12 protein-coding genes are annotated in these 14,279 nt (G+C 39.6%); 4 read left to right on the top strand and 8 right to left on the bottom strand.

Going from position 1 to position 14,279, the window contains the following annotated elements:
* The 4 genes from P6N53_RS06640 to P6N53_RS06625 all read right to left on the bottom strand — a co-directional run bounded on the left by P6N53_RS06640 (position 1) and on the right by P6N53_RS06625 (position 5,154).
* Positions 1 to 969 (bottom strand): ABC transporter permease, encoded by a 969-nt coding sequence (locus P6N53_RS06640; protein ID WP_304542021.1) that lies wholly within the window; start codon positions 967 to 969, stop codon positions 1 to 3.
* Positions 953 to 2,467 carry a sugar ABC transporter ATP-binding protein gene (locus P6N53_RS06635; protein WP_308447261.1) on the bottom strand — a complete coding sequence of 505 codons (1,515 nt, stop codon included), beginning with the start codon at positions 2,465 to 2,467 and terminating at the stop codon, positions 953 to 955. The genes P6N53_RS06640 and P6N53_RS06635 overlap by 17 nt, the downstream gene beginning before the upstream one ends.
* Positions 2,468 to 2,595: 128 nt before the next feature.
* The gene (locus tag P6N53_RS06630; protein ID WP_304542019.1) at positions 2,596 to 3,570 is read right to left on the bottom strand and encodes a substrate-binding domain-containing protein; all 975 of its coding nucleotides are present in this window, start codon (positions 3,568 to 3,570) and stop codon (positions 2,596 to 2,598) included.
* Positions 3,571 to 3,792: 222 nt separating this feature from the next.
* A complete protein-coding gene (locus P6N53_RS06625) occupies positions 3,793 to 5,154 on the bottom strand; it encodes an MFS transporter (RefSeq protein WP_304542152.1) in 1,362 nt (453 codons plus the stop codon).
* Positions 5,155 to 5,540: 386 nt separating this feature from the next.
* Between P6N53_RS06625 and P6N53_RS06620 the strand changes: the two genes are divergently transcribed.
* The gene (locus P6N53_RS06620) at positions 5,541 to 5,813 is read left to right on the top strand and encodes a DUF4242 domain-containing protein (protein ID WP_304542018.1); all 273 of its coding nucleotides are present in this window, start codon (positions 5,541 to 5,543) and stop codon (positions 5,811 to 5,813) included.
* Positions 5,814 to 5,960: 147 nt separating this feature from the next.
* The gene (locus P6N53_RS06615; protein WP_304542017.1) at positions 5,961 to 6,461 is read left to right on the top strand and encodes a nitroreductase family protein; all 501 of its coding nucleotides are present in this window, start codon (positions 5,961 to 5,963) and stop codon (positions 6,459 to 6,461) included.
* A gap of 58 nt (positions 6,462 to 6,519) precedes the next feature.
* Here the strand turns inward: P6N53_RS06615 and P6N53_RS06610 are convergent, their stop codons facing one another.
* The 4 genes from P6N53_RS06610 to P6N53_RS06595 all read right to left on the bottom strand — a co-directional run bounded on the left by P6N53_RS06610 (position 6,520) and on the right by P6N53_RS06595 (position 12,558).
* Positions 6,520 to 6,876: a hypothetical protein gene (locus tag P6N53_RS06610; RefSeq protein WP_304542016.1), complete on the bottom strand. Its 357-nt coding sequence runs from the start codon at positions 6,874 to 6,876 to the stop codon at positions 6,520 to 6,522.
* A 20-nt stretch (positions 6,877 to 6,896) separates the two neighbouring features.
* Positions 6,897 to 7,148 carry a hypothetical protein gene (locus tag P6N53_RS06605; protein ID WP_304542015.1) on the bottom strand — a complete coding sequence of 84 codons (252 nt, stop codon included), beginning with the start codon at positions 7,146 to 7,148 and terminating at the stop codon, positions 6,897 to 6,899.
* A gap of 45 nt (positions 7,149 to 7,193) precedes the next feature.
* Positions 7,194 to 12,014 carry a RecQ family ATP-dependent DNA helicase gene (locus P6N53_RS06600; protein WP_304542014.1) on the bottom strand — a complete coding sequence of 1,607 codons (4,821 nt, stop codon included), beginning with the start codon at positions 12,012 to 12,014 and terminating at the stop codon, positions 7,194 to 7,196.
* 364 nt (positions 12,015 to 12,378) lie between these two features.
* The gene (locus tag P6N53_RS06595; protein ID WP_304542013.1) at positions 12,379 to 12,558 is read right to left on the bottom strand and encodes a hypothetical protein; all 180 of its coding nucleotides are present in this window, start codon (positions 12,556 to 12,558) and stop codon (positions 12,379 to 12,381) included.
* A gap of 335 nt (positions 12,559 to 12,893) precedes the next feature.
* On the opposite strand from P6N53_RS06595, the gene P6N53_RS06590 reads away from it, so the two are divergent.
* Entirely contained in the window at positions 12,894 to 13,760 is an 867-nt protein-coding gene (locus P6N53_RS06590) for an Abi family protein (protein ID WP_304542012.1), read from the top strand.
* 128 nt (positions 13,761 to 13,888) lie between these two features.
* On the top strand, positions 13,889 to 14,279 hold a 391-nt coding region (locus P6N53_RS06585), incomplete at its 3' end, for a helix-turn-helix domain-containing protein (protein ID WP_304542011.1).

Below are 14,279 nucleotides of genomic sequence, written 5' to 3'. Positions count from 1 at the left end.
CTATTTGCTAAGCATCCGTTCCTTATTCCTAACGTCGATGTAAACCGCAACAATTATAATGAGTCCTTTAACTATCTGTTGATAAAAGTAAGGCATGCCCACTAAATTCATACCATTATTAATTACACCCATTATTAGTGCACCAATAAAGGTTCCTATAACAGTTCCATAACCCCCGGACAAGCTAGTGCCACCTAGGACCGCAGCAGCAATTGCATCAAGTTCATAGCCCCCGGCGGCATTGGGCTGGGCAGAATATAGTCTGGCTGTCAATAGGATGCTGCTTATGGCGGCCGCTATTCCGGTAATCATAAAAATCTTCATCTGCAGGGTTCGTACATTTATACCTACATATTCTGCAGCTACCTTATTGCCGCCGACTATCTTGGCCTGTCTGCCAAACTTCGTCTTAGACAAAAGAACATGGGCAACTATTAGCAGCATAACAACTATAACCACTGGAACCGGAATGACATCGAACAGCTTGGCGTTGCCTAAGAAGAGAATAATGGGGTCCTCAATTTGTATTGGCCGGGCATCGGTGATGGCATAGCCTACACCCCTGAATATACCCATGGTGGCAACGGTCACAATAAATGTCGGGATTCTAAATTTGGCGCTGATAAAGCCGTTAAACAAGCCGGCCAGCGCGCCAACCAATAAAACAATTATTATTGAAACAACCGCACCCTGCCCGCTGGACAACATTACCCCTAGGACAATGCCACAAAGGGCCACAATGGCTCCAACGGAAAGGTCAATTTCCCCTATCATTAGTACAAAGGTCATTCCGTAGGCTAATATGGCAATAATTGACACCTGGGCCAGTACCGTTAATATATTATTTGTTTGCAAAAAATGAGGGCTGAGAAATGAAAAAAGAACCATTAGGGCGATTAGTGCCGCTAACACGCCACCATAGCTTTTGACAAATTTCAGATTGGTAAAATTTTTAAGCTGAGGGCCCACTTGTTTCACCTCTTCTCGTAATATAGGTCATTATCTCTTCCTGTGAAGTTTCCTTAGGATCTAACTCAGCAATAATTCTCTGTTCATTAATAACCAGCAGGCGATCCGACACATTCAATATTTCCGGCAGTTCCGAGGATATCATAATAATTCCGACGCCCCTTTGGGCCAGCTCGATCATTAGTTTATATATCTCATATTTGGCCCCCACATCTATGCCCCTGGTTGGCTCATCTAAAATTAAAAGCTCAGGTTCTATCTCAAACCACTTGGAAAGCACAACCTTTTGTTGGTTCCCACCGCTCAATTTATTAACGGTTTGATATACACCCGGGGTCTTAATCTTTAGATCTTTAATATGTTTTTCTGTGGTGGCGACTTCTTGCTTCTCGTTGATTAATCTAAATCTATTTAAAAACTTGCTGATATTGGCCATTGATACATTTTCATAGACACTTGCCGTAAGCACAAGTCCTTCGTTTTTTCTATCTTCAGTGACAAAGGCGATATTATTTTCTATTGCATCGAAGGGATCATTAATACTAACCTTTTTCCCATGCATATACATTTCGCCACTATCTTTTTTCAATATGCCAAAAATACCCTTAACAATCTCTGTTCTACCAGACCCCATTAATCCATAAAGGCCTAATATTTCTCCCGGCCTGACAAAGAGATTGATGTCATGATAATATTTCTTTTTGGTATAAGCCTTTAATTCCAGCAGCTTTTCATCCCTGATATATTTAAAGTCTTTGTGGGGATAGACCTTGTCCATATCCCTGCCAACCATCATTTTAATAAGTTCTTCCACCGAGGTGTGCCCGGTCTCTACAGTTCCGATATATTGCCCATCCCTTAATACACTAACCAGGTCTGTAATTGCAAAGATTTCCTCCATGCGATGGGAGATATAAATTATAGATGTGCCTTCGTCCTTAAACTTGCGGATAATTTTAAACAGCGTTTCGGTTTCTTTACTGCTAAGGGCTGATGTCGGTTCATCCATAATAATAATTTGAGGCTTTACCGACACAGCCTTGGCAATCTCTACCATCTGCTGGCTAGAAATAGATAATTCCTTTACCATCACCGTGGGACAGATATCTATTTCCAGTTCTTCGAATAGCTCCTTTGTTTTACGGTTCATTTCATTGTCGTCAATCAGTCCAAAGCGAACCGGCTCATTCATGGCAAAAATATTTTCCGCCACTGTCAAGTTAGGACATAGACTAAGTTCTTGATAAATAATACTAATACCTAACCTTTTGGCATCTAAAACACCCTTAATATCGGTTTTCTCTCCATTGATAAAAATGTCGCCGCCATCCGGCTTATAGGACCCGGCCAATATTTTCATCAAGGTAGATTTGCCGGCACCGTTTTCCCCAAGCAATCCCAGAACTCTACCCTTATCAAGCTTTAAATTAACTCCGGCCAGGGCCACAACACCGGGGAAAACCTTTTTTATGTCCTTCATCTCAAGAATTGTATTCACAACATCACTCATTTCTATCACTAGTTTTTTTGATAAAAATGATCCCTGCAACTATATCTTATAAAAAACTGAAGAAATACCGATGGCGATATTTCTTCAGTTAGTCTGGCTATTTAGTTGCCATTACTCTATTCTAAAGTCAGATTTACTTTATCATTTTCAACGGTAACATCAATGAAGCCCTTGCCAGTGATATAAAGGCCGGGGGTAACGGGAACTACCTTTTCAACGGCTTCACCCTTGGCTAATTTAACAGCATTGATTACACCCACTGAACCCATTTTGTCTGGGTATTGCACAACAACTGCCTTAAAGGCATTGTCCTGATCCACAGACTTTCTGGCTTCTTCCAGCCCATCAAAACCAACCACAATTGCTTTGGAACCCCTCTCGGCAATAGCTGCGGTTGCTGCGATAGCCATGTCATCACCAAAGCCAAAGATACCGACAAGGCCAGGCTTGCTTGTTAACATATCTTCGGAAGCAGTTTTAGCCTCTTCCCTGGTACGTCCGGGCAATTCAGTAACGATATTTAAACCTTCATGGGTAGCGGCAGTTTTCTTGAAGCCGTCGATACGGTCCCTAACTGACTGAACTTCAGGATAAGTGATCAGTCCCACTTCCCCTTTACCTTCAAGGTATTGGGCCATGGCTTCTGCGGCGATCATACCACCGCTAAAGTTATCGGTGGCGATGTGGGAGTCAACTTCAACACCATTAGCTTTAATATCAACTGTAACAACAGGGATGTTTGCTTCCTTGGCCTTCATAATTGCGCCCTTAACTCCATCTGAGTCAACAGGGGTAATGATAATGGCATCTACACCCTTGTTGATAAAGTCTTCAATGGCAGAAATTTGTCTGTTTAGATCTTGGTCAGCCACTGCAATGTCAATTTGTACATTTTGATTCTTAGCTTCTTCTTCTAATGCATTTTTAATAGAAACATAGAATGGGTGGGATTGGGTCAAAATTGATGCACCGATTTTGATAGTCTTTTCTTCGGGGTTGTCCTTTCCTTCTTCCTTTGGAGCTCCTCCACAACCCGCCAGGGAGCCTACCAACAACATTGAAATCAGAACTAAAGCCAACAATCTCCTCACTAAAAACCCTCCTCTATTTTTATAGGTTTTAACTATCCCCATTATACCCACAACTGGTACGGCTGTCCATATATGTTAATTAATTAAGTTATTACATTTTTTATGCAAATAACCTAAAACAAGCTGCCCCTTTATGTGATATGCACACATAAAGGGGCAGCTTGTTCTGATGCCGCCGCTGTTTTACCTGCCTCTATAGCAATGAATTGGGGTCAGCTTATTTTATCTTACCCCTTGTTGTTCCTTATTTAATTTAATTACATTGCCCCGGGCTAGGGAAGCAAATATTCCGCCAAAGCAAATAATTGTAAATACAATAAAGGAAATCCTTGTTCCCCTCAAAATTAGGTCTGCATAGGCGGGACTGAGATCAACATGTCCGGCATAAAGGGCCAGTATCATAGTAACTATGGCCATACTAACCGCCTGGCCCGTCAGCCTCATGGTACCCAGGGTAGAAGACGCTACACCATAATACCTTTTCTCTACCGAGGCCATAACAGCGTTGCTATTGGGTGAGGAAAACAGGGCAAAGCCAACACCCAGGAGGGACAGATTGATTATAATTATCCAAAGGTCTGTATGACCATTTATAAAACAAAGGAAAAACAAGCCCACGGTAGTAAGGATCATGCCCCAGGACGCAACCTTCCTTGGCTCAACATGGTCCGATAGCTTGCCGGCAAAGGGTGACAGCAAAGCCATAAGAATAGGCTGGGAAAGAAGTATTAACCCCGCCATCTGGGAATCATACCCCTTGATCACCTGCAGGTAAACAGAAAGCAAAAAACCCACTGCAAAGGTGGCACTATAGTTTATTAGGGCCGCTAGATTGGAGAAGGCAAAAGTAACGTTCTTACTGAAGAGGGCAAGATTAAGTATCGGCTCCTTAATTTTCATTTCATACCTTATAAACATGACAAAGATAATCAAACCAAACACCAGTATGTACCTTGCCCATTCAACGTTGGTTATTGAAGAAACACCATATAGGAAGGCTATTAAACCAACGGAATATAGTGCAGAACCCACCAAATCGAATTTTTCACCTTTTGCTCCAGCCCACTCACCCTTCAATTTGCTTACTGCCATTACCAAAACTACCAGTGCAATTATGGCACTTAAAAAGAAAATTGATCGCCATCCAAATTGGTGATTCAAGGTGCCTCCCAATACTGGTCCTAAGGACAAACCAACATATACTGTAGCAACATTAATCCCTAAGACCTTCCCCCTTTCCTGGGGCGGGTATACTGAAGTTAATATGGCCATGCCAGTCCCAAAAATCATAGCACTTCCCACTCCCTGGAGGAGCCTGAAGAAAATCATTAACTCTACGGACCCCATTAGTCCACAAAGTCCTGACGAAAAGGCAAAAATAGCTATCCCCGAGATAAATACCTTTTTTCTACCAATAATATCTGCAAGCCTGCCAAAGGGCACTAAAAAAGCAGCTGAAGCCAGAATATAACTACTTACAATCCAGCTCAACATAAAAGTGCCGGTATCAAATGTCTCTCCAATGGACGGTATAGCTAAATTAATGGCACTACCCATGAAAGGCGTAAGAAAAGAAGCCATCATAGCCACGATCAACGCATACTTTTTAAGTCCTTGATCACTCAATTTGTCACTACCCCTCTTAACCAAAAATTTTTGCCGTGTTTAAATACTACACTACTTCTTTCAAATTATCATACTCCTATTTTTTTATATAAGCTATAGCATAGTATATATACAAAAAAACATTTAGCTCAAATTACCTAGTGAATGATTAACCATCATAGCATTGTCATAATGTCCATTTTTAGTCAGGGCTTGTTGAATATGTTCCTTTTTTAAGCATGCTAATGTTCAATTTTGAGATCTATCTTAAAAAAATTAGATAAAGTTAATGTTTTTGAATATTTTTAATATTGGTACCATTATTGCATGTTTATTTTTTATAAACTTAGAGAGGGGAAATTCACATGCCAAAATACGTCATTGAAAGAGAAATTCCCGGAGCCGGCAACTTGACCAACCAGGAGCTTCAAGCCATTTCACAAAAATCCTGCGGCGTTCTAAACCAATTAGGCCCGGAAATACAGTGGGTCCAGAGCTATGTTACCGATAATAAAATATATTGTGTTTACATTGCCCCCAATGAAGAAATGGTTAAGGAACACGCCAACAAAGGCGGCTTCCCTGCCAATTCAGTATCAGAGGTTAAACGGATCATTGATCCTACCACCGCTGAGTAATATTTACATAGAAAAACGACCCCGTCGATTTACTGATCGATGGGGCTCTTTATTTTGTGCTTTTTTATCCTATGACACGAATATCTGCAATAAAAAGGTGTAAAATGTATTCATGTAAAAATTCTTCTTAATTATGGAGGTAATATTATGGATATCATTCTTACCCGTAGAAGCATTAGAAAATATACCGGGGAACAAATACCCGAACCCCTGATAAAGGACTTGCTGGCTGCCGCCATGAGCGCACCCTCCGCCCAAAACCAGCAGCCCTGGCAATTTGTGGTGGTCAACCAACCTGAGCTCCTTAAAGAATTATCTAAATGCTCCCCCTATGCACAAATGGTTGACAAAGCACCTCTGGTTATTGTGGTTTGTGGTGATACCCATTTAGAACAGGCCAAGGGTTTTTGGGTTCAGGATTGCTCCGCTGCTACACAGAATATCCTCTTAGCGGCTAATCAAAGGGGTTTGGGCGCAGTTTGGGTAGGCCTATACCCGCGGGAAGAAAGGGTCGACATAGTTCGCAACATACTAGGTATGCCGGACCATATCATCCCCCTGGCACTAATCCCCATAGGCCACCCCGCAGAAGCAAAGGAGCCGGCAAATCGTTACAACCCTGCTAAGGTGCATTATAATAAGTGGTAGGTTATAATTTTGCGAAAAACAGCCGAAGAATGGAATTAATCCAATTTCTCCGGCTGTTTTAAAGGCAGAAGTTAAAGAGGTTCTTTAGCAAGTTAAATAATAATGGGGATAATATTAAAAAGATAAAAATCATTATAATTATAAGACGCAGCTTATGCCAACCAAGCAGCCTTATGCCGCTGGCCAACAAAAACGCTAGACTAAGTAGCCCTGTAAATACTATATCTGAAACATCGTATTCAACATCACCAAATAGATAATACTCACTATAAAAAGTTAGCAAAACTCCAAGGAATAGAAATAATATTGCAAAGAGCTTCCTTCCTACTTGTATGGGCATAATTCTACCCACCCTAAAGCCTGGCTTAGTGGTTATCTCTATCCTATGATTATCCATTTCATGTGGTTCCTTCATTTATATCACCATCCATAAAATCAATAGTACTTGGTATAACTAGATCTCTTTAATGTGGAATGGTTCATTAACCAATAGATTAACATTCCACCAATAGGCAATACAAAGGAAATGGCTGTCCATAGATAGCGGGAAATCCCTAAAGCCGGTTCCGACAATTCTTTAGCATCAAAATAAACTTTTATCGTAATAGCTAAATGAGTAGCAATGGCAACTATTGCCCAAAGCCAATAAAGCAAAGCCGCCGTGACAAGAAATGTTAAACTTCCCATTTTAGAAAATTCCCTCCTTTAGATTTTCTTAATCAATCCCTTGTATTATTTTAACTTACCATCTGTCGATTCTTTTCTTTGAAAATGTAATTCAGGGAGAACAATTTTTATTTCCTTTTCCTCTGCTTCCTTTAGCCAAAACACAATAAAGTTAACTTTGGCGAATTTGGGCTCATAACCACTTTTCTGAATTCGTTCCAATTTCTCTACACATTTCTTAGAAAGCCTAAGAACACTTTTCCCCTTGTCTGTAATCCATTCTCCGTCCTTGTGCCGGAGAGTATCACCACTTCGCATCGTATCTACTACATTTTGACGTCCGATGAAATAATCTAACCATACATCCCGATGACCTAGCTGCATAGCAAGTTTTCCCGGTAATTCGTACCGTTTCCTGTCATCCAACCTAGTCAAATTTTCCACCTGTATATGATCTAGGTAATGTCCATTTAGGTGTATGGTTAAGTTGCTTTTTGCTCTTGTCAATGCCACATACAACTGCCTTTTATTCTCCTCAGTGCCTATATCAAAGTTTTCAAGTGAAAGAAAAACATTATCAAATTCTTTGCCTTTTGCTTTATGAATGGTTGATACAACAATAGTTTCTCTGGATTCCGAATAAAAATCTTCTAGTTTTGATTCCTTAATAAACACTTCAAAATCGCTTAAATATTTTCTTTGTTGATAGATTGCTTCAAAGTCCAAGATAATCCTTTTGCAGATATCCAGATTATCACTCTTCCCATACCTTTTTACCAAACTTCTTTTTGCCATGTTCCAGATATCATTACTTATAGTTGAAGTTATCGGTTCTATAGATAATTGTTCCAAAAAGAATCGTAGTTCCACTAAATCGTATAGATAGAAACCATCATTGCTTTGAATCAACCTTGACGATATTCCTTTTTGTAACAACAGGCCCGTCACCTGAAGTGCTTCATCATTTGAATGAGTTAACACACAAGTGCTCCCTACTAGCTCTGCACTAGAGAGCTCTTCTACAAAAGGAACAAGCAGGTTATTACTTGAGTACCTTACAACCCTAATTTCTCCATTTTCTTGACTATGGGCCACAATTTCGTTTTTCTTTAAACGCTTCCGGATGAGGACTGCAAATCTATTAGAAAAGTCAACCAAATTTCTTTTACTACGATAGTTTTCTAACAATTCATAATTTGCCGCCTGATTCTCCAGTGTGAATTTTTCCATATATATTGCACTAGAGCCACGAAATTGGAATATGTTTTGATCATCATCACCGACAATAATTACCCGCATATCATCATTCTGCGCAATTAAAGCTTGCACCAGGGTAAACACTTCCTGATCCATATCCTGTGCTTCATCAATGACAAGTACAGCCTTCGCAATTCTACTTGGTTCCACTTCCCCACAATGAATCTTTTCAATGGTATTTTTTATTACATTCTCAAACTTTTCAGCATTACCGATTCTACCAAGCAAATCAAAACAATATGAATGGAAGGTCTTGATCTCAATAAAATTAGCGGCACCACCAACTAGTTTTATTAGTCGTTTCTTAAACTCAGTAGCAGCTGCCCGCGAGAAAGTAAGCATCAATAATTGCTCATGCTTGACATCCTCCATCAATATAAGGGAAGCTAATTTATGAACAAGCACCCTAGTTTTGCCACTTCCCGGTCCCGCTAAGACCGTAATATACTTATTTTGATTATCCTTAATAATACTTAACTGTGTTGGTGACAATTCACCAAACAATTTCCTAAATTTTCCAGGACTAATATTTCGCTGAATTTCCTCTTTTCTACTTCCTTTAAAATACTTTTGCAAAAAAGAAGTATAATTCAGGCGAAAGTAGTCTTCTACAAATTGTAGAGCCTCGCGGTAGTTATCAACCATCTTTTTGGCATATTCCCCGACAATATGAATCTGTTGGATTTTACTATCATAAAACTGTTTCAGTTTCTGATAATCCTCCACCTTAAATCTTCTTTTTTTATCTTCCTCTAGCCTTTCGATGGTCATGGGATTATACACTACTAAGAAGCCACCTTCAATTTTTATTGCCTCTATACGAGACAAGTAGAAAAGTGCATCCTCAATATCTGCAGTGCTAACCTCGATTTTATATAGGTTCATGCTCTCTTCATAGGATTTCTTTAATTCTTTTACCGAGAAGCCTACCAGCACTTCTTCAGCTTCAACTTCTCCTTTCAACTGACTACTTTGGGAATAAAGATATTCAATTATAAACTTAGCAAGTTCCTGCCTTTTTTCTAATCTTTGTTCAAGCTTTTCTTTGGGCTCCAAAGTAATTAGTCGCACATGGTTCTTGGAGTACTCTGAGTTTTTATACTTAATCATCTTTTTGATAGTCCAAAAATTTAAGATAACCCGTATCTTCTTAGGCGTTACATTACCACAACCTAACTTTTCAGCTTCTTCATTCAATTCTTTTATATTATAAGTTTCCTCTTGTTCTTCAAAAATCGTGGCCAGATATTTTTCTATACTGCTAAATGATTCAAAAATTTGCAAAGAGCGATTTATCTTTTCACCTTTTTTAATATATGCTGTAAGGTCTTTGGCATCTGCCAGAATCCCTTCTTCGCGCAGCAGATTGAGGATACCAATAACCTTTTCCTTTTCAATACCCAGATGGTCAGATATATAGTCCACCCTTGACTCTGCGTCCTTATCCTGCGCATTGCTTCGGCTTCTGCTGGATATGAGTTTTCTTATGATCCGTGTGGCGCTTTCCTTTTCTTTACTATCAAAAAGTTCTGAAGCATTTATTCTTTCAATGGCTTCCTGTGCATTTCTGCAAAGGATACTATCTGCAAAAACCCTTGGCATATTCTGGCCCCGTCGAATATAACCCGACTCTTCCAGCGCAGAAATGACAGTTTTTACACGCATTTCTATTTCACCAATGCTTTCATCCCAACCTGCCTTCTTGGCAATTTCCAGGGCGGATTGGGAGACAGTCATGCGAAAGCGGGTAATATTTTTGATAGCCTTCCAGATTTGCTGGATTTCTTTAATGTTGATTTTTGTCTGATTTAATAGTGCAAAGTGTTTATCTAAATCATCCTCGCAGTATAAAATATAGCAGTCCGCCGTAATTTGCTCATCTCGCCCAGCTCTGCCCGCCTCCTGAATATAATTTTCCAAAGAGTCAGATATTTCATAATGGATGACCATGCCAACGTCCTTTTTATCCACACCCATCCCAAAGGCAGAGGTGGCCACCATGATAGCTACCTCCCCGTCAATAAAAGCATCCTGGTTTTCAGATTTCTCTTTTTTATCCATTTTCCCATGATAAGGCTTCGCTAGATACCCATCCTTGGTTAGCCTCTCCGCAAGTTCATATGCTCTCCTTGTTCTGGAGACATAGACAATGGTGGGGCATACCTTCTGCTCTATTAGATTTCTTAGCGTATTGTACTTTTCTTCCTGATTTGTTTTTTGAATAACCTTGTATGTTAAATTAGTTCGGGTAGCATTAGAGCTAAATACCTCTAAATCTATGGACAACTTGTCCTTAAAATAGGCCTGAATATCTTCAATAACCTTTTGCTTGGCAGTAGCGGTAAAACAAGATACAGGAATATCTTCTGCTAGATTCTTTTTTTCTCGAATGGCTTTAATAAAGTCGCCAATATACAGATAGTCTACACGGAAATCCTGCCCCCAGGCAGAAAAACAATGGGCCTCGTCTATGACAAAGCGAACAATCTTTCTGCCCAATAATATATGTTCTATAGATCTTGACCGTAAAGACTCCGGGGAGATATATAAAATAGAAGCTGAACCGTCTTCCACTCTTTCAAAAGACTTTGCTCTTTCAATTGGGTCTAGTAAACCATTGATTGTCACTGCTTCTGTTATCCCTGCTTTTTCCAGGTTGTCCACCTGATCTTTCATCAAAGACTGTAATGGAGAAATGACAACGGTAAGGCCTTTAACATTTTCTCCACTCATTAAAGCAGGCACCTGGAAAGTAATTGACTTTCCGCCTCCGGTAGGAAAGATGGCTAGTAGTGACTTATTAGCAATGGCTGCTTTTACAGCATTTTCCTGAAGTGGTTCCCCTCCATAAGATCTATAGGAATCAAAGCCGAAGAACAGCTTCAACCCCCTGCGCGCATCTAAGGCTTGTTCACAGTAAGAACAGCCTGCAAGACAAGGACGATTTCGAAGCTCATCCATTATACGTTCCACTTCGGGGTAATTCTTTAAAATCCAGGGTGGTGTAACAGAAAGGCGATCCTTCACATTAATTACGGCAAGGGCATAAGCCAGTGCAACAGGGTAATTATCTATTGATTTTGTGAAATCGGCATTCTCACAGATCTCTGAAGCAAAATGTTTTTTGATTAATGATACCGGATTTTCTACACTTGTCTCATAACCTATGTATTGGAAAAAGGATTGGAATTCTTTTTGATTCCTTAAAAGAGAAAAAAATATTTGTTTTAACGATTCATCTAAACTATGGAACGCATTGATTGCGTCTAAGAATATATCTTTAACTTTTTTTGAATCATTAACAGGATTATTCAGCTCATCAGTCTGAAGCTTTTCATCTTTTACAAGGGCATGGTAGGGCTTCCGTGGAAATAGCAATGCCGATAGGTATAGGGTGTCTATTACATTTTCAGAAGTTAGCCCATAGTCCTCTAAGGGCTGTTTTATGTATTTTAAGTCATGTTTAATAATGTTATGTCCGCATAAATAGTAGATATCCTTGAGGAAATTAATAAAATTAGGTATTGATTTTGAATGAAAGACATTTCCGTCATCTGTAATGCCGCCAATATCCAAAACAGCGCCGTTATGTGGTTGTACTTCCAGGTCAATAAAGGCGATGGCTTTCATTCTCTAATAGCTCCTCTATAAGACTGCTTATTGTCGTTATTAGTAGAATATTCGTCAAATACACTGGAAAACCCTGCCTTGAAGGTTTGTGTTTTGTTCTCTAAATCCTATTACAAAAAAAACCAAGGTAAAGCTATTGGAACTTATGTTGGATACCAGCTTTTCTTGGTTACTTTCATACCTTTTCAGAACTATTACTCTACATGGACTTCAGGTGGGCCCTGCAGACGGAGGTCGGGGAGCACTTTGCCGTCAGACTCATACCCATGTTCAAACCCCATAGAGTCTGATGGCAATGTGCGGCTTTTTACCAACAGAGTAATGCTTGAGGAGCTGATGCTAAGACCCGTAAGCTTGCCGTCCATCAGGCCAGCCCCTGCTGGCTGGTCTTTTGTGTAATGGCTGTCCTGGTGACTGCCAGTCTCTGCAGATCCTTGGCCGGAACCTCTCCCGCTTCCCCCGCCTCCAGCGGGAAAGGCTCCGGCCTAACGGGGTCATCCTTTTGAGCGGGGCCGCGAACTTCCCACCGGCTCCTGTTGGTCAATCTTGGCGGTCCCACGCCAGTGGGAAGATCGCTCACCTGGCTTCGCAGGTCAACTTGGCCTGCTGGACCTGGATGCAGTTGCAGGAGTGGGCGGCTGCTAGATCAGTACCGTACTGAATGATATCAGTTGTAATATGCAGGTCTTAACTTATAACAACAGTGATTTAACCATACGTTGTATAGATTTAATATCTACTTATCATCCCAACTCTTAAATATATACTGACATTAAAGACCAAAATGGGTATAATATTAACAACAGGACCTCTCGCACCTCTCCACACAATTGTGTGTGACGTGTCCCAGAGAGGGCGTTTTTTTATGTGGAGGTTTCTATGCAACTTAAGAAAGCAACCACCTTTGACGAGCAGATTCAAATACTTAAACAACGAGGTCTTATTATTGATGATGAAGCTACTTGTAAAAGTTTCCTAAGCAGCATAAACTATTATCGATTTACGGCCTATCTATTACCTTTTAAGAAAAGTGATAATACCTATGTAAATGAGGTATATTTTGAAGATGTTTATAAAATGTATGATTTTGACAGAAGAATGCGAACTCTGTTGTTTGGAATTGTTGAAGAGATAGAATTACTTTTAAGAACCCGTTTGGCTTATTATCACGCTCATAAATACGGGCCAGTTGGGTATTTAGAAATTACCAATTTTAACAGCAAACATAATCATGAGCGGTTCCAAAAACTCATAGAGGATGCTATTTCAAATAATAAATCTACTTTAGTTGTAAAACATCACAACTCACGGTACGATGGAAAATTTCCTTTATGGGTAATTATAGAGTTTTTCTCGATGGGAATGCTATCCTACTTCTACTCAGATTTCCCCCTGGTTGACAAAAAGCATATTGCTAGGGATTTATATAATACTAGCTATAAAAATGTAGATAGCTGGTTGAGATGTATTACTGATCTTAGAAATAAGTGTGCACATTACTCAAGGCTATATTATTGGAAATTTCCTGCTCAACCTGTAATTCCAAAGTCTTTTGATTTTGTCCCTTCTGGTAGGCTTTTTGACCAAATCTTAATGTTAAAATTTCTCTATATTGATAAGAGCAAATGGAATAAATCCATTGTTATTGAAATACAAGCTTTAATTGAAGAATATTTTGAGCATATCAAACTAAGCCATATTGGTTTCCCGGATAATTGGAAGGATTTATTAGTTTCGCCTTATTAGATTAAACATTAAGTAGACTAATTAATCCAATAAACAGAAAGACCCCTTCAGTGTGTGGGAATGATATGCTCCCCTTGTGGTAGACAGTTTAAATAATAAAACTGTCTATTACAAGGAGGAGCTTTTTCATGTCTCATAAGGCCAAAATTTCAGGAGAAGAAAAAATTGCAGCTATTGAAAAATATCTTCGTGGAGACGATTCGCTTAGACATTTAGCTACTATGCTAGATGTTTCCTTTACATCCGTCAGACAATGGCTTTATACTTATCAATCGTTAGGCCCAAATGGCCTGCTTAATACATCCAAAAACAGTACCTATCCCGCAGAACTAAAGACTAAAGCTGTAAACGATTATCTGGCGGGTGATGGATCACACATGGAAATATGTAAAAGATATGGTATTAAATCAACTCGTCAGTTACGTAACTGGATTTTTAAATATAATGGTCATGAGACGTTAAAAACTTCCGGATCAGGAGGAACACCAATCATGGCTAAAGGACGAGCAACTACCTACG

Origin of the sequence: Desulforamulus aquiferis, from assembly GCF_030577015.1 — a bacterium.
Taxonomy (GTDB): domain Bacteria; phylum Bacillota; class Desulfotomaculia; order Desulfotomaculales; family Desulfotomaculaceae; genus Desulfotomaculum; species Desulfotomaculum aquiferis.
The sequence above is the reverse complement of the archived record's forward strand: the minus strand, read 5'-3'. Positions and strand labels throughout refer to the sequence as shown.